The sequence below is a fragment of the Salipaludibacillus sp. CUR1 genome (assembly GCF_021028955.1).
In the GTDB taxonomy this organism is placed as follows: Bacteria; Bacillota; Bacilli; order Bacillales; family Salisediminibacteriaceae; genus Salipaludibacillus.
The window spans coordinates 70,091-87,182 of the sequence record NZ_JAIWPE010000095.1 but is presented as its reverse complement, the minus strand read 5'-3'; the positions used below and the strand labels follow the sequence as shown (position 1 = coordinate 87,182).

The following is a 17,092-nucleotide window of genomic DNA, read 5'->3' as shown; positions in this document are numbered from 1 at the left end:
CGGATTATGAACTATATAATAGGGAAAAGTCCTCTTAAGGAGTGATGATAAATGGAACCTCAAAAAATAGGTATCATTGATATGGGGTCAAACTCTGTACGTTTTGTCATTTATGAGGTCGACCGCCATGCCTGTTATAAGGAAGTTCAAAACTTAAAAGTAATTGCACGCCTAAGTACATATATTAATACAGAAGGCCATATGACAAGTGAAGGAATAGAAGTAATCCTTAATACTTTAACAAAATTTAAAAAAGTGGCCGATAAATTTGGTATTGACGACGTACGAGGCGTTGCGACTGCCGCTGTCAGAAATGCTGGCAACCGCAAAGAAATCCTTGAAGCCATTAATACACACGGAGCATTTAAAATTCAGATCCTCTCAGAGCAGGAAGAAGCTTATTACGGGTATTTAGCTATTACTAATTCTACTAATTATAATGAAGGTGTCACTATTGATATTGGCGGAGGAAGTACAGAAGTGACTTATTTTAAAGACCGCCGCCTTGTGCATTCCTTCAGTTTCCCTTTCGGAGCCCTTACGCTAAAAAAACAGTTTGTCAAAAACGATACCCCTACTGAAGCAGAATGGAAAGAACTGCGGGCTTTTCTCAGGGAAAATTATGCCTCCCTTCCCTGGCTGAAAGAAAAAAACGCCCCTGTCATTGGAATAGGAGGATCAGCTCGTAACTTAGCGCTTGTACACCAAAACGAGATCGATTATCCTCTTTCAGGTTTGCACCAGTATGAAATGACAAACAAAGATGTATGGGCCATTCAAAATAAATTAGCCTCATTGCCCATGAAAAAAAGAGAAAAAGTAGATGGATTATCTAAAGACAGAGCGGACATTATTTTACCAGCAGCCGCCGCGATTGAAGAACTTATTGCTCATGTCAACACGTCTTCCTTTATTGTCAGCAACAAAGGACTCAGGGACGGCTTATTTTACGAAAAGTTTTTAAATAATATAGAAATTACCCATTTCCCTGACGTCACTCAGGAAAGTATTTACCAGTTAGTTAAAACTTACCAGGATGACGAAGAACACCAGCGACGGATCGCCATTTTATCATCTTATTTCGTAAACGAACTGAACAAGCTTGAAGAAACTTATATAACTAACAAAGAATTAAAGCTGCTTCAATGGAGCTCACAGCTTTTTTACCTGGGAAGTGCGATCCATCCTGAGTCACAAAGCCAGCATACTTTTTACTTACTTACTAACCAGTCGATTGACGGCCTTGGACATTTAGACCGTCTGTCTGTTGCTTTTATATCTTCGTTTAAGTCCAAGTCTCAGCTTAAACAATATATAAAGCCTTTCAGACACTGGGTTACTGAAGACGAGTTAAATAAATTTGAACTTATGGGTGCAATTATTAAACTCTGTTACGGCTTGGATATTTCTCAGAGAGGTATTGTTAAAAAAGTGGAACTGAGTACTTCCGGAAGTAAATCCCTTAAAGTGAATATCTCATATGAAGGTGATCCATATTTCGAATCCTTTCATGCAAATAAGTATAAAAAACATCTGGAGAGAAGTCTTAAGAAGTCAATTACTTTGAACTTTACAGATAGCCATTAAACATTTACAAAAAATTAATACTCATTTGTTAAACTCTTATATGAAAATAACAATAGGTTCCTCGTCTGAGTGAAGTACTTGGTGTCTCCCCGGACATCCAATAATGGGAGAGTTTCAGCCATTATTGGATGTCATGACTTATAAATGAATGGTCTGACAGGAATTAACCGGCAGTTACAAATCAGGCTAAAAATATTTGCTTTTATGGAGGGAAACTAATTGACTCATAACGGTATAGATATTAATTTGCATGACCCTTCTTTTTATAATAATAGAGAACTGAGCTGGCTGGGGTTTAACGAACGTGTTTTACAGGAAGCATTTGATGAACGCAATCCCTTATTGGAAAGGCTGAAATTTTTAGCTATATTCAGTTCCAACCTTGATGAATTTTTCATGGTCAGGGTGGCAGGCTTGAAAGATCAGGTGAAGGCTGGTTATAACAAACCCGAAAATAAAGCTGGTCTCACCCCGAAAAAACAGCTTTCGAAGATTTCTGAAGAAACTCACAGGCTGGTTCATTTACAGGATGAGCTGTTCCGTTCTTCAATAGAACCTCAGCTGGAAGAAAAAGGCATTAAATTCCTGAAGGTGGATGAATTAAGTGAAAGCCAGTATAACTATATATCACGTCACTTTAATAACTTTATCCTGCCGGTTTTGACACCGATGGCTATCGATGCTTACAGGCCTTTTCCTATGCTGCTTAACAAAAGTATAAATTTAGCAGTAGTACTTGAAAATGAGGAAGATGATCCTCATCATAAACTGGCTATCGTGCAGGTCCCAGGAGTGTTAAAACGAACGCTGCCGTTGCCTGCATCGAAACTTTCCAAGGAATATATCCTGATGGAGGATCTTCTTAGCCATTTTATAGGCAAGTTGTTTAAAGGTAATAAAGTTAAATCTGTTTCTCCGTTCAGAATTACCCGAAATGCTGACCTGACAATTCATGAAGAAGCATCGAGGGATTTACTGAGGGAAATAGAAAAAGAACTTAAGAAAAGGAAATGGGGCGCAGCTGTCCGTTTGGAAATGCAAAAAAACCGTATGGATGAAAAGGTATTATCTTTTTTAACTGACGTTCTCGAATTAAAAGATCACGATCTATATGAGGTAGCAGGACCTTTGGATTTATCCTTTTTCTCAGCTTTTTACAGTGAAGCAGCCCATGATTTTGAACACCTTGTAAATGAAACAGTTATCCCGCAGCCTCCTGCGGATTTGTGGAATAAAGAAGACTTGTTTAAAGCGATAAGGGAAAACGATATCTTCCTCCATCACCCTTATGAATCTTTCCAGCCTGTGGTGGAACTGATCTCCAGAGCAGCGGAAGATGAGAATGTTCTGGCCATAAAGCAGACCTTATACCGGGTAAGCGGGGACTCCCCCGTTATTAAAGCTCTGGCTACCGCTGCTGAAGCGGGCAAACAAGTGACGGTTCTCGTGGAATTGAAAGCGCGGTTTGATGAAGAAAAAAATATTCAGTGGGCCAAAAAGCTGGAAAAAGCCGGGGTGCATGTTATATACGGTATTACCGGGCTTAAAACTCACAGTAAGATTACACTCATTATCCGTCAAGAAGGTGAACACATTCAGAGATACGTACACCTCGGCACAGGAAACTACAATGATAGCACAGCTAAATTATATACGGATATGGGGCTTTTAACATCAGCTGAAACTTTTGGCATAGATGCCACTAACTTTTTTAACCACCTTAGCGGTTACAGAAGAAAACCTAATTGGAAAGAAATTGCCACTTCTCCTTTTGAAATGAGAGAATCTTTTATTCATCTCATAGATAACGAAATCAGTTATCAGCAAAAGTATAACAACGGGCACATCATAGCTAAAATGAATTCTTTAACTGATAAACCGATCATTTTAAAACTGTATGAAGCAAGCAGGGCAGGCGTAAAAATCGATTTAGTTATCAGAGGCATCTGCTGCCTTAAAGCTGGTATACCAGGAGTAAGCGAGAATATTACGGTAACAAGTATTATAGACCGTTTTCTTGAGCACAGCAGAATTTTTTATTTTTACCACAACGGGGCAGAAAAGACATATCTCTCTTCTGCAGACTGGATGACGAGAAATATGGAAAAAAGAATTGAGATCCTGTTCCCTATTCACTCGCCTCACATAAAAGACCGGATAAAAAACGTTCTTACGATCACTCTGCAGGATAATGTAAAAGCTCGCGTTCAGCAGTCTGATGGAAAATATACTTATGTAACCAGGGATGAAGGCGATACTATTATCCAGAGCCAGGAAATTTTCTCACAGCAGGCTGCTATGTTTTTTGAAGATAACTGATCTAATCAGAACCAGTCGTACCGGCCTATAAATAAAAAGTGAATTGGAACGGTAATTGAAGAACGAAAGGCGGCGACTCCGGTGGGAGCAGCGATCTTTTCCCTGCGACGAGTAACCGCAGGAGCACAGTCTGAAAATTTATTCTGACGATGCCTCGCTGAGTCAGAATTAGTTGAAGACAAGCCCCAGGGAAAGCGACCGCCGGTAGTGATGAAATCGTGAGATATCTTACTTTTCTTTCAAAAAAGGCTGTTGGGAATACTTTCTCAAAAGCCTGAAAAAACTCTCACCAGAGGTGAGAGTTTTTTTTATTCCTAATTCTCATAGGCAACTAAATCAAATTCCTGAGCATTTTCCTGAATTTCAACAGCATACCAGCTCTTTGCGTCGCCGTTATCCTTAATATACTGCTCAAGCCCGTACATCCCCCGATGGTAAGCAGTCAAGGCATGGTCCCAGTCTCCATATTGTTCATAAAGATAATCTAAATATACGATAGATAATTGAATAGAATAGTGCGGATCGAACAGCATATCATCTTCATACTGGAGACCGGCCATTTCTGCAATCCACGGACCGGTGTTCTTCATAAACTGAGCCATTCCGTAAGCATGTCCATATTTTGTTTCGGGGCCGACCATTTCAGGGTCGAACTGCCCTCCTGTTTCTACTTTAAGTAATTCATAAACAAGAAAAGGATTGATTTCTTTTTTTTGGGCTTCAAGGGCCAGAAAAAGCCCCCACTCTTCTTTAAACAGTCCGCCACTGTCTTCGTAAAGGTAATCGGCGACTTGTTTTGCTTCATTCCAGTTCTCATACCCGCTCACTTCATAATCCTCGGGCAGTTGGCCTGCATAGCGTTTCATGCGCTCAATTTCCAAATCTCGTGCCTGCTGTTTCCTTTGCTCTTCCTTAGCCACCTCTAAATCTTTTATTTTTTCTTTTGTTTGCCTATATTCATTTGCTAAGACTATAGAGGAGCCTGCAAGGGCAGCAATGGCAACAATCATTATAAGCGTTCTTATACGCATCTGATTGTCCCTCCTTTTTAAACTGTACACCTCTCATGTACAAGACAGCATCATACCTCATATAACCTCTTCTTGCAAATTATAAACCTAAAAAGAAAAAGTCTTTACCATCATCTAGTAAAGACTTTTTCATATAACCCTTATTTAAGGCGCTACAGTTTCATTTTTAGGTTTCTTGAGCATTTTGAAAACCAGGCCCTGCTTTGGTGCGAAGAAAAATGCAATGGCGAACAGAACTGAAGCAACCAGTACAATGGACGCCCCTGAAGAGACATCGTAAATAACTGAAAAAAACAGTCCGGTAACGGCTGAGAAAACTCCGAAAAAAGCAGAAAGGAAAAGCATCACTGAGAACCTTTCTGTTAAGAGATAAGCAGTCGCCCCGGGGGTGATAAGCATAGCGACAACGAGAATAATTCCAACTGTCTGCAAGGAAGCTACCGTAACGAAGGACAGCAAAAGCATAAGCATATAATGAATCCACTTTACAGGAAGACCCGTTGCTTTAGCCATTGTCTCATCAAAAGTACTTAATAAAAGAGGACGGTAGAAAATAACAATGGTCCCTAAAACAAAAATACCGATTCCTAAAGTAAAATATAAATCTGTTCTGGATACAGCCAATACATTTCCGAACAAAATATGCCATAAATCCACGCTCGTCCCTTGAAGAGCGGTAATCAGTACTACCCCTGCGGCGAACATAGCCGTAAACATAATTCCAATAGCAGAATCTTCTTTTATACGGCTGTTCTGGGAGATAAAGCCAATTGCCAAAGCTGTTAGTACACCGGTAATGACTGCTCCCACAAAAAAGCTCGCGCCGAGCATATAAGCAATGACTACACCGGGCAGAACAGCATGGGAGATGGCATCCCCCATTAAAGCCATTCCTCTAAGGATAATAAAGCAGCCAATCACACCGCATATTATGCCTACTAACACAGCAGCGAACAAGGCATTTTGTAAATATGGATAATTCATGAGCTGAAAAATAAATGAATTTATATTTTCAATCAAGGTCCGACCACCACCATTTCATTACCTTCGTTAATGACAGCAGCACTCCCTCTGTAAGCTTCTTTCAAAAATGACGGTTTGTATACCTCTTTTACGTTTCCTGCTTGAATAAGCGTCTGATTGAGCAATACGAGCTCATCAAAGTATTTCTCCACCTTGCTTAAATCGTGGTGAATAATAAATATTGTTTTCTCTTCTTTACTTAATTGATGCAGAAGTTCAACGATTATTTTCTCCGATTCAATATCAATTCCGACAAACGGTTCATCAAGGAAAAACAGATCCGCATCCTGGGCCAGGGCTCTCGCAATAAAGACACGCTGCTGCTGCCCCCCTGAAAGCTCTCCTATCTGCCGGTTTGAATAGTCCTGCATCCCGACTTGTTCGAGGGCTTCACGGGCACGGCTTCGGTCTTCCCTGCTTGTTTTTTTATACCAAGGAATGTGCATGAACCTTCCCATCAGCACTACATCTTCTACACGGACCGGGAAATCCCAGTCTATGGAATTTCTCTGCGGCACATAGGCCACTTGTTTTCTTATGGCATTGATTTTCTTCCCGAAGAATAAAACTTCGCCTTTGCTTTTCTCAAGCCCAAGCATAGCTTTCATTAAAGTAGATTTTCCTGCGCCATTCGGTCCGATAACCCCTACAATCATTCCTTTAGAGACGGTAAATGTTATATCCCGGATAGCTGTCTGCCCATGATAATGAACAGACAGCCGGTCAACTTTTATCGATCGTTCATCTGCCATTCTGTTTCCTCCTTCAATAACACCTTACGTTCAAATCTGAATAGGAAAAGGTCATTCTAATATATGCTTACGCACAATTATTGTGCAACCCGATGAAAAAGTTGTGTCTAATTTAAAAACTTTCCCTAGGTAAACTTTTTGCTTAGTAATAATTATAAATGAAGTTTCTGTATCTTTCAATCTTACTCATCTGAAGTCCGGCATTTTTGTTACAGTAAATTCGCTTCTTAAGAAAATATGAGCAGAGTAACCGGGGGATTACCAAGGCATAAAAATAGCCCCCGCCTTAGGCGGGAGCCGGATCTATTCCTTACTCGTGATTATCTTTATAAGAGAAAAGCGGAAGCTGGAGGGTAATGACTGTCCCTTTGCCAAGTTCACTATTAATAATAAATTCTCCCTTATGCTCTTCCAATATCTGTTTCCCAAGAGGAATGCCGATCCCTGTCCCTTTATCTTTTGTTGTAAAAAAGGGCTCGTTAATTTTGTCAATGAGATCCGCCGGAATACCCGGCCCTTCATCTTTAAGCTGAATGAAATAACTTTCTTTAATTATAAATGTCGTTAAAAGGAACGATCTGTTCTTTGTTTGACCTTCGTATGCCTCAATCGCGTTTCTCATTACATTAATCAATACCTGTTTTATCATTTGCTCATTCACGTACAGATAATGGGAACTTTCCTGAATATGATAAGTAAACTCCACGTCATGAAGTGTACATTCCGAACGGAAAATCATTAACATAGACTCAATCAGGTCCTCTGGCTGAATATAGCGTTTATCAATTTTTTTCCGGGAAATAGACAGGAAATCTTCGATGATCTGGTTCATCCTGTTAATTTCTGAATAAATCGTATCATAATAAGTGGTCAAGCTGTTTGACAGTTTGGACAGCTGGATAAAACCTTTAATTACTGAAAGTGGATTTCTTAATTCATGCGCCACTCCGGCCGCTATTTGAGAGACCGCCTGCATCTGCTGCTGATATGTCAAAAGCTGTTCAAAGCGTTTTTGAAAACTTTCATCTTTAAGCATAATAATATAATGGTCCCCGTCCACCACACCTTGAATGACCAGCCGGACTTCTTCCCTCCGGTACTCCTTAGTCACGTCCCTCTTCGTGTTGACAAGTTCTTTTAACATTCTTTCATAAATATAATAAACTGGATGAAGCTCTTTTCCAGCTTCAACAGATGGGCAGATTTTCGCCGGCAGACCCAGTTGTGTGTGCAGCTTTTTATAGTGGGTGTTACATGTGACAATATAGCCTTTATCATCCAGAAGCAAGGCCGGAATCGGTACTTTTTCCATCAGGTCTATCCGTCTTTTAACAAGTGACGTACGTTTATTGCCAACTATTATTATTTTCCCTTTTATTTTTATCCCTTTGCACTCCACAAGTATCTCTTGATCACTGGTAAACAGGGAAAATATCTCTTTTGCCGGTTTTTCTTCTTTATCAATAGTGAAAATGAATTCCTCAAATTTCCCGCGGGGAAAAAAATTTTGATAAGGCTCGGAAATCAACTTCAGAAGGCTGCTATCCTGCAAGACAACATCTTCAGTTTCCAGCGTTTCATTCAATATAAGGCTAAAATCTGAAGATAAATGAATGATTGCCTGATAAATTTCTTTATTGAGTGAACCTTCGTTGACTTTCTTCACGTAAAAGCTCCCCTTGTGATTAATTATATATTTAAATTGGAACAAATTCTCAGACTTTAATAATCCATCCATTATTATACATCAAGAAGGAACAAATTTCCCCCAAAATCATAAATTAAAAAGATGCTGCCATAAATTATTACAATAAGGAGGCTGTCCTTTGAACCCTGTGATAAAAGACCTTATTAATAAGAAAGTTAATTCCCTGACTTTAAAAGACCTTATAAGACTGAGCCATCAGGAAGGAATTCCGCTTACAGTAAAAGAAGGAAAAAAAGTGCTGGAGATTATCCATCAACAGCCTTTTGACATTTCAGATAAAAAGAAAGTGGAAGAACTGAAACAAAAGCTTCAAAAAGAATTTCCTAAACATTCTCAGTCAGCCTTGGCCCTGTTCAAGCAATATGAACATTATTTAGATTAATTATAGGAGTATAAATGTGATTTGCCGCGCCTCACCCGGCAGCTCTCCTTTTCCAGGAAGAGCATTAAGCTGGAGAATTCCCGCTCCTATTAAGGTAAACAAAAAAGGTGTCCCAAGTCAGACTTGAGACACCCTTTTTGTTATTCTGCTGGCTGGCCCAGTAATTCTTCTTTTAACGACGGATTGAATTGACGTTCCTTCAACATACTGATCTCTTTTTTATAAGGAGGCTTCTTGTTCTTTTGATCTGTGCCTACATAAGGGGTCTCCAAAATTTTTGGAACAGTCGAGAATACGTCATGATAAAGAATCCTGTCAATGGCTTCAAAACCGATATGTCCAAAGCCTATATTTTCATGGCGGTCTTTTTTCGCTCCGCACTCATTCTTGCTGTCATTTACATGAAGAACTTTAATGCGGTCCAACCCAATAATTTTATCAAACTCTTCCAAGACCCCATCGAGATTATTTATAATGTCATAACCTGAGTCGTGAACGTGGCAAGTATCAAAACAGAGGGAAAGCTTATGATTATGTGTCACGCCATCTATAATAGCGGCCAGTTCCTCAAATGTCCTGCCGCATTCAGAGCCTTTACCTGCCATTGTTTCAAGGGCAATCTGGACATCCTGTTCAGGGTCCAGCACTTCGTTTAACCCTTCAATAATTTTACTGATTCCTTTTTCGGCTCCTGCACTTACATGAGCCCCCGGGTGAAGAACTATTTGCTTAGAGCCAAGAGCTTCTGTCCGGTCAATTTCACTTTTTAAAAAATCTACACCAAGCTTAAAAGTTTCCGGTTTGGTCGTATTAGCTATGTTAATTATATAGGGAGCATGGACGACCATATTTGAAATACCATGTGCTTTCATATGTTCATGTCCAGCTTCAATATTTAAATCCTCGATTGCTTTTCTGCGTGTATTTTGCGGAGCACCTGTATAAATCATAAATGTAGATGCACCGTAGGAAGCCGCTTCTTCACTGGCAGCAAGAAGCATTTTCTTTCCGCTCATAGATACGTGTGATCCTAATAACATACCACTTTCCCCTTTCCCTCTGGCAGCTAGCCTTTACGGCGGTTTATTCTTCTTTGCCTTTTCGCCTGTTCTTCCATTTTCTGCTTAAATTTTTTCTTATACCCCGGTTTTACTTTTTTCGGTTTTTTAATATTTCCCGTTTTCACGGTTTGGTCAGAAGATGTCTTTCGCTGTTGGAAGTTCCGCTTTTCAACTGTAACCCATTCTCCCTTTTTCACTTCTTTGTATTCAAATGCGATGCCCTGTTTTTCAAGTTTTTCAATGCTTGTCTGATCTGAACGGCCGTAAATTGTGATGGCTGTCCCATCCCACCCGGCACGAGCCGTTCTCCCTACACGATGCACATAATACTCCAGTTCTTTAGGAATCTCATAATTAATTATATGGCTGACACCTTTAACGTCGATCCCTCTCGCTATGAGGTCAGTCGCAACAAGGTACTGAATCTCCGCATCCTGAAGCTTTTTAAGCACTTTTTTCCTGTGGCGCGGAGGCATATCACCATGGATACAGTCGACGTTCATTCCTTCTGCCCTCATAACTTCATGAATCTCATCGGCTGTTTCTTTAGTATTAACAAACACTATCGCAAGGAACGGCTGGAGAGAGGAGGTGATTTTTAGAAGAATGTCTTTTCGATCCCTGTCTCTGTCAGGAACAAGAAAGTGGGCGATATTTTCAGGCGAGGCTCCCGGTGCTTCTACTTCTACTTGTTTTGGATTTTTCATGTATTTCCTTAGAAACGGCTTAAGTTTTTCAGGAATAGTTGCTGAAAAAACAAGTAGCTGCAACTCGTCGCTCATCCGCGAGGCAATCTTGTCCACTTCTTCCAGAAATCCCATGTCCAGCATCTGATCAGCCTCATCAACAACGAACGCCTTTACTGAAGCCGGCCTTAACGCCTGCTCGTTAAGCATATCAAGTATTCGCCCCGGCGTTCCTATAACGATATGCGGCTGCTGCTGAGCTTTCTCGATCATTCGGAGTCTGTCAGTACCGCCTACTACCAGCTGTGCAGTAATGGAATCATCACTTTGTTCAGCATATATTTTAAACACTTCATAAAGCTGGAGAGCCAGCTCTCTTGTCGGAGCAGTAATAACAAACTGGGTTGATTTCTTTTCTGTCTCCACCCTGTCTAAAATTGGGAGTAAAAAGGCCAGAGTTTTTCCCGTCCCTGTCTGTGAACGGCCAATTACGTCCTGTCCGTTTCTAATTGACGGAATAAGACGTTCCTGGATTTCTGTCGGCAAAGAAATACCTTGCTGTTCTAACGTTTGAATTAGAAATGGTTTTAATTGAAAACGATCAAAATTATGTTTCATTCTTTTTCCTACTTTCTGTCTTGAGTCTTCCATTATTTTTAATGATGGTTGACGCTAATTATTCATTTTATCATGAAAAATGTATCTTTTGCCAGTTTATTTAGCTTGCCTTCCATGATAAGCGCCCATACAATTTTTTGAGCTTTGCATATCACTAAGAAGAGAAGGTCATGTTTGAAAGGATGATCATCATATGTTCGGTCCGCGTCCTTTTCCGCCGAATACCATGCAGCCTCCGCCTTTTTCATCATTTCCATCCGGGCCGCCGCCTCAAGGGATGGGCCAGTATCCATTTCCTGCACCTGGGCAAAGCGGAGGCTTATTATCAAAACTTTTCGGCGGAAATGCTGCTGTTAATAATGTTACATCTGCTGTAAACGGTTTATCTTCAGGACAGGGAATAAATTTAGGTCAAATGCTTGGTATGGTTCAAAATGCGCAAAAAGTGATCCAGACTGTCCAGACGGTCGGTCCTATCGTTCAGCAGTATGGTCCTTTAATTAAGTCTCTTCCCCAGTTAATGCAAATTTTAAGAGCGAGTGAAAGCAGTACCGCCAACACTGCCAGTGCTGAGAATGACAGTCCTGAAGATGACAATTCATCTGAAATTACAGATGAAGAAAAAAGTGAGGAAAATAGCTCAGTAAACGAAGAACAGAACTCAGAGATAAAAAAGGAGGAGCCAGAGACAGAACGGGATAACAGCCCTGCTTCTTCCTCTAAAAAAACAACTGAACCCGAGACCGCCCCTAAAACCAAAAGAAAAAAAGCAGCCCGCTCTTCCGGAAATCAGCCTCCCTCTAAAAAAAGACGGATAAAAAAAGAGGAGGGAGCAGATAATATTCCTAAACCAAAGTTATATATTTGAATAAAAACCTCTAATTATCAAGAGGTTTTTCTCTCATTTCCATTGACTATTTTCTCATATCGTAGTAAAATTTTAAATTTATTTCCATTTGTGCTATACTGGGTATAATATTACTTTGGAGGGATGGCCATGTTTAATGTGGGAGACACTGTTGTTTACCCGTACCACGGGGCTGGCAAAATAAAGGATATGGAAGAAAAAGATATATTAGGTAAAAAAATGACGTATTATGTTGTTTATTTTCCTTTGAACCACGTCACTTTAATGCTTCCTGAAAACCGAATCGGGGAATCCGGACTGCGTAAAACAATTGCCATGGAGCAGCTGGAAGAGGTAGCAAATGCTCTCAAAGCCTGCGAAGCACCCGTTAAAAAAGAAGCAGCAAGACCATACTCTAAAGAAAATGAAACACTGCTGAAAACAGGATGCATTTTGGATGCCTGCAGTGTGATCGCTAACCTGACTTCAAAAAAAGGAGCCAGAAATAACGGTCTCCATATGGAAGACAGGAAAAATTTAGACCGTGCAAAACAATTTATTATCAGTGAACTTATGTTAGTTAAAGAGATGTCAGAAGATGAAGCTTTGAGCTTTATCGATGAGCATGCTGAGGCTACATAAACAGCCGTCAAATACTGCGGATGCCTTTAAGGGTATCCGTTTTTGCGTGCATAGATGACATTTATACCGAAGGCTGTTCATTTGTTTGTCACAGGCGGCTATAGCCTTTATAATAAATATGTGTCTCATGTGAGAGTAAGCAGAATAAAGGTTAAGACACTGTATGAGGCTTATTCGTTTACCAAGGAGGATTCCATGGAAGTAATGAAGATTTCACCAAGAGGATATTGTTATGGGGTTGTAGACGCAATGGTTATGGCTAAGCAGGCAGCTGCCAACCTTGAATTGCCCCGCCCAATATATATATTAGGCATGATCGTTCATAACAAACATGTCACAGATGCTTTTGAAGAAGAAGGCATCATTACACTTGACGGGCAAAACAGACTGGAAATTCTTAAACAAGTTGATAAAGGGACAGTGATTTTTACAGCTCACGGTGTCTCACCTGAAGTCAGGGCGCTTGCAAAAGAAAAAGGACTTACCACAGTCGATGCCACGTGCCCTGATGTAAATGTGACCCATGACCTGATCAGGGACAAAAAAGATGAAGGATATGAATTTATCTATGTGGGCAAAAGTGGACATCCTGAACCTGAAGGGGCTATTGGCGTTGCTCCTGATATTGTTCATCTTGTAGAGTCCGAAAAAGATGTTGACAGCCTGAAACTTAAAAGCGATAAAATACTCATTACGAATCAGACCACAATGAGTCAATGGGACGTTTCCCATATAATTAATGCAGCTTTAAAAAAATACCCTAAAGCAGAAGTTCATAATGAGATTTGCATGGCTACACAAGTGCGTCAGGAAGCGGTAGCCGAACAGGCCGGAGAAGCTGACCTTCTGATTGTTGTAGGGGATCCTAAAAGTAATAACTCTAACCGGCTGGCGCAGGTCTCTAAAGAAATCACAGGTACACCAGCGTACCGTATAAGCAATGTTAATGAATTAAACCTGGAATGGCTGAAAGGCATCAATAAAGTAGCGGTCACTTCAGGCGCAAGCACACCTACTATTGTTACAAAAGAAGTTATCGCTTTCTTAGAAAAATTTGATGAAGATGACCCGCATACGTGGGATACTACAAGCAGTGTGAAACTGACAAAGATTCTCCCGAAAGTTAAAAAGAAAAAAACGGAGAACAAGAGCTTCAGCTAGCCGGACTGTTCCCCGACTAGCTAACAAAAAAGAATGGCCCTCAGAGGAGAGCCATTCTTTTTTGCCATATTTATTTCCAGCCTCATCTTATATCATTTGCAAATAAAAAATTGTTGATTTCTTTAGAAAGCCAGCTTCTTTACATAAATCGGAACGGGTCAGTATGAACAGTTGAAACAAGAACCTCTGTACTGTAATTGTTTTTATCGACAAACTCTTTAATTTTTCTTCGGACGCCTTCTTTCATTATTTTTTCAACGTTATGCCCCGGGTCAACCATTGCCAACCCTTCCATCATAGCATCATGAGCCACATGATAATATAAGTCGCCCGTCACATATACATCTGCTCCTTTAAAGAGCGCAGCAGAGGTATATTTATTACCGTCTCCTCCAAGAACCGCTACTTTTTTCACCTGGCGGTCTCCTTCTCCAACTACGCGCACACCTTTAACGTCAAAGGCTTTTTTTATTCTTTGTACAAAGTCATCGAGTGAAAGAGCTTGATCCAGGTAACCAATTCTTCCTAAACCATGCACTTTACCCGGAGAGGCCATTTCATAAAGATCATACGCAACTTCTTCATAAGGATGAGCTTTTTTCATAGCGTTCAGGACTTTCTTTTCTATACTTTCATGAAAAACACTCTCGATTTTCACTTCATCCACGTATTCCATTTCACCTTGCGCCCCAATAAATGGATCCGCACCATCTCCAGGCTTAAAAGCACCCATTCCTTTTGAATTGAAACTGCAATGACTGTAATTTCCAATATGGCCCGCCCCTGCTTCTCCTATTGCTTCCCGGACTTCTCCTGCCTGGTCCTCAGGAACAAAGACAACGAGCTTTTTTAGAGGGTCATTCACCGTCTCTACCAGTACGTCAACATCCTGCAGACCGATAGCTTCTGCCATCATGTCATTTACCCCTCCCGGAGTGACATCCAGGTTCGTATGGGCAGCATATACAGTTATATCATGTTTAATCAGTTTTTCAATTGTACGGCCGTAAGCCGAGTCTGTTCTTAACGCTTTTAGCGGTTTAAAAATAATCGGATGGTGGGCGATAATTAAATCAACCTCTTTTTCTACAGCTTCATCAACCACCGGCTCCAGCACATCCAGTGCTACCATCACTTTACTCACTTTTTTATTTAAAGTTCCTATCTGTAAGCCGATTTTATCTCCCTCAACCGCATAAGACTTAGGAGAAAACTGTTCAAAAGACTGTATAATCGTTTGTCCGTTTGCTGGTTTCATCAAGCTAATTCCTCCTTCAGCCACTTTATTTTTAATCTGATTTCCTGCTTTTTATCTTTTAATCCCGGCCGGTCTGCCGCTGTTGCCAATTGTTTATCAATTTTCTCTAGTTGAGCTAATTCCCTTTTCCACTTCTTTTCAAAAGCAGAGTTTTTATTTTTTAACAGAAAAGGCCCCATCCACAGTTCCTTTTCCAGCATTGAGCTGTAATTTTGACGAGCGTTCCCTTTCTCGGCAACTGCAATTTCATAAACATGGTCATCCTCTTCAAGTATCGCTTCGTCAACCAGGTTCCAACCGTTGTCAAAGAGCCATTTTCGGACATGATCAGAAGCGACATTCGGCTGCAAAACCAGCCTGTTCACTCCTTCCAGCTGCTCTTTGTCATTATCAAGGATGGAAGCTATTAAAGGGCCGCCCATCCCGGCGATCACTACTGTGTCAACACTCTCTCCCTCCAGGACAGATAACCCGCTCCCCAGTTTTGCCTTAATTTTATCTTTTAAGTTGTGTTTTGTTATTTGGTCCTGTGCTGATGAGAGGGGCCCCTCATTGACATCACCTGCTATCACAAAAGGGCTCTTCCCAGTGTCTGCTAAATAAACAGGCAAATAAGCATGGTCAGATCCTATATCCGCCACTATCGCTCCTTCTTTTATAAAATGACTCACTTTTTCTAATCGTTTTGACAATTTATCTTTTTTCATCGTTTTCACCTGAATTTCTATTTCAATATATTAGAAAGAGAAGGATACACGATCCTTCTCTTCGTAAGTATTATTGGTTTTCTGATAATATATACTCTGCTACAGCTTCGGCATCTTCGCCTGTCGCCAGATCAGCAGGCATACTTCCAGGTCCTTCTGAAATAGCCGTCAGAATATCCTCTTCTGAATATCCTCCGTCATCTAAAGCGGGCCCGGATGCACCTTCTAGATCACCGCCGTGACAAGATGCACAATTTTGCTGATAGACGCTTTCCCCTAATTCAATAGGATCGTCAAACTCCTGCTCTTCCTCATTCTCTTCCCCATTCTCTGTAGCGGTGTCTGGACCAATATTAACACCGACAAAGGATAAAATGATAATCAGGCCAATCCCCAAGATGGCCGTTAGAGCAAAAGGGTAAAGGGGTTTTCCTCTCATCTTTATGTACCTCCCTTATCATTTCTCTAGATGGTATCCCCAACGTATTTTAAAGCTCTATTACATTGTATATGAAAATCATTTAATAGAAAAGGAAAATATATGCGGTTTCAGCTGTTCTTTTTTTATTTATTTTTAAAAAGCTCAGTCATTAACCTGGGATCATTTGTTATGATCCCATCCGCATTTAAGCGGGCACACCTTTTAGCATCTCTTTCCCTGTGTACGTTATAAGCGCGCACAGGCAGGCCCTTTTTAGTCCATTTACGGTAATACCTCGACGCTTGAAAACTATGCCGGATATGGATTGCGTCCGCCTGGACTTTTTTTGCATAGGATGCTACCCTGAAAATAGGGACTTTTGTAAGGAAAGCTGTTTGAATTTCAGGGTTCTGCCTTTTAACCTCACTTAAGTAAGAATGGTGAAAAGAAGAAATGATTATCCTGTGAGCGACTTTGAAGTTTTCAATTTCTGTTAAACAGCTTTTAACAAAGTGTTCCGGCAAGGCAGTCTGCTGTTTCAGCTCCACGTGTAAATCAAAACTAAAATTTGCGGCCCACTCAAGTACTTCAGTAAAAGAAGGGATCTTCTCTCCACGGAACTGCTCATGAAAAAAACTTCCTGCGTCAAATTGTTTTAATTCTTTTAAAGTAAAATCTCTAACCGGCCCGCGTCCATTTGTCGTCCGGTCAATTGCAGGATCATGAATAACAACCGGAACCTTGTCTTTTGTCCATTGCAAATCAAATTCAATGCCGTCTATAGGGTAAGTCGATGCCGAAATAAAAGCTGCCATTGTATTTTCAGGGGTATAACGTTTGTTTCCCCGGTGGGCAATAATTTTCATTCTTATTCTCCTCGTCCTCCCGC

General features: G+C 40.6%; 16 protein-coding genes. 6 read left to right on the top strand and 10 right to left on the bottom strand.

The genetic code is table 11. From position 1 onward, the window contains the following. Positions 1–51: 51 nt before the first annotated feature. Together ppx and K8O68_RS17815 are read left to right on the top strand one after the other, a co-directional pair. Positions 52–1,587 carry an exopolyphosphatase gene (ppx, locus tag K8O68_RS17820; RefSeq protein ID WP_230898129.1) on the top strand — a complete coding sequence of 512 codons (1,536 nt, stop codon included), beginning with the start codon at positions 52–54 and terminating at the stop codon, positions 1,585–1,587. A 219-nt stretch (positions 1,588–1,806) separates the two neighbouring features. Continuing rightward, positions 1,807–3,906 (top strand): RNA degradosome polyphosphate kinase, encoded by a 2,100-nt coding sequence (locus K8O68_RS17815; protein WP_230898128.1) that lies wholly within the window; start codon positions 1,807–1,809, stop codon positions 3,904–3,906. A 314-nt stretch (positions 3,907–4,220) separates the two neighbouring features. Here the strand turns inward: K8O68_RS17815 and K8O68_RS17810 are convergent, their stop codons facing one another. From K8O68_RS17810 to K8O68_RS21670, 4 genes are all read right to left on the bottom strand, one after another. Beyond that, positions 4,221–4,937 carry a transglycosylase SLT domain-containing protein gene (locus K8O68_RS17810; RefSeq protein WP_230898127.1) on the bottom strand — a complete coding sequence of 239 codons (717 nt, stop codon included), beginning with the start codon at positions 4,935–4,937 and terminating at the stop codon, positions 4,221–4,223. Positions 4,938–5,081: 144 nt separating this feature from the next. Continuing rightward, entirely contained in the window at positions 5,082–5,921 is an 840-nt protein-coding gene (locus tag K8O68_RS17805; protein ID WP_230898287.1) for a metal ABC transporter permease, read from the bottom strand. Positions 5,922–5,953: 32 nt separating this feature from the next. Then, positions 5,954–6,712 carry a metal ABC transporter ATP-binding protein gene (locus K8O68_RS17800; protein ID WP_230898126.1) on the bottom strand — a complete coding sequence of 253 codons (759 nt, stop codon included), beginning with the start codon at positions 6,710–6,712 and terminating at the stop codon, positions 5,954–5,956. Between the two features lie 310 nt (positions 6,713–7,022). After that, on the bottom strand, positions 7,023–8,378 hold the full coding sequence (locus K8O68_RS21670; protein WP_230898125.1) for a two-component system sensor histidine kinase NtrB: 1,356 nt from the start codon (positions 8,376–8,378) through the stop codon (positions 7,023–7,025). A 169-nt stretch (positions 8,379–8,547) separates the two neighbouring features. Between K8O68_RS21670 and K8O68_RS17790 the strand changes: the two genes are divergently transcribed. Continuing rightward, complete coding sequence (locus K8O68_RS17790) at positions 8,548–8,802, top strand: DUF2624 family protein (protein ID WP_230898286.1); 255 nt, start codon at positions 8,548–8,550, stop codon at positions 8,800–8,802. Positions 8,803–8,942: 140 nt separating this feature from the next. On the opposite strand, the gene K8O68_RS17785 is transcribed toward K8O68_RS17790, so the two are convergent. Together K8O68_RS17785 and K8O68_RS17780 are read right to left on the bottom strand one after the other, a co-directional pair. Beyond that, the gene (locus tag K8O68_RS17785; protein ID WP_230898124.1) at positions 8,943–9,842 is read right to left on the bottom strand and encodes a deoxyribonuclease IV; all 900 of its coding nucleotides are present in this window, start codon (positions 9,840–9,842) and stop codon (positions 8,943–8,945) included. Positions 9,843–9,868: 26 nt separating this feature from the next. Further along, on the bottom strand, positions 9,869–11,167 hold the full coding sequence (locus K8O68_RS17780) for a DEAD/DEAH box helicase (RefSeq protein WP_230898123.1): 1,299 nt from the start codon (positions 11,165–11,167) through the stop codon (positions 9,869–9,871). Between the two features lie 193 nt (positions 11,168–11,360). Between K8O68_RS17780 and K8O68_RS17775 the strand changes: the two genes are divergently transcribed. From K8O68_RS17775 to K8O68_RS17765, 3 genes are all read left to right on the top strand, one after another. After that, entirely contained in the window at positions 11,361–12,035 is a 675-nt protein-coding gene (locus K8O68_RS17775) for a YqfQ family protein (RefSeq protein WP_230898122.1), read from the top strand. 129 nt (positions 12,036–12,164) lie between these two features. Continuing rightward, a complete protein-coding gene (locus K8O68_RS17770) occupies positions 12,165–12,656 on the top strand; it encodes a CarD family transcriptional regulator (protein ID WP_093047806.1) in 492 nt (163 codons plus the stop codon). Positions 12,657–12,851: 195 nt separating this feature from the next. Then, positions 12,852–13,817, top strand: coding sequence for a 4-hydroxy-3-methylbut-2-enyl diphosphate reductase (locus tag K8O68_RS17765; protein WP_230898121.1), 966 nt, complete (start codon positions 12,852–12,854; stop codon positions 13,815–13,817). 139 nt (positions 13,818–13,956) lie between these two features. Here the strand turns inward: K8O68_RS17765 and K8O68_RS17760 are convergent, their stop codons facing one another. From K8O68_RS17760 to K8O68_RS17745, 4 genes are all read right to left on the bottom strand, one after another. Then, positions 13,957–15,078: a Nif3-like dinuclear metal center hexameric protein gene (locus K8O68_RS17760; RefSeq protein ID WP_230898120.1), complete on the bottom strand. Its 1,122-nt coding sequence runs from the start codon at positions 15,076–15,078 to the stop codon at positions 13,957–13,959. Beyond that, complete coding sequence (locus tag K8O68_RS17755; protein ID WP_230898119.1) at positions 15,075–15,782, bottom strand: tRNA (adenine(22)-N(1))-methyltransferase; 708 nt, start codon at positions 15,780–15,782, stop codon at positions 15,075–15,077. The genes K8O68_RS17760 and K8O68_RS17755 overlap by 4 nt, the downstream gene beginning before the upstream one ends. 70 nt (positions 15,783–15,852) lie before the next feature. Next, positions 15,853–16,221: a c-type cytochrome gene (locus tag K8O68_RS17750; RefSeq protein WP_230898118.1), complete on the bottom strand. Its 369-nt coding sequence runs from the start codon at positions 16,219–16,221 to the stop codon at positions 15,853–15,855. 125 nt (positions 16,222–16,346) lie between these two features. Next, complete coding sequence (locus K8O68_RS17745; protein ID WP_230898117.1) at positions 16,347–17,069, bottom strand: glycerophosphodiester phosphodiesterase; 723 nt, start codon at positions 17,067–17,069, stop codon at positions 16,347–16,349. Positions 17,070–17,092: the final 23 nt, after the last annotated feature.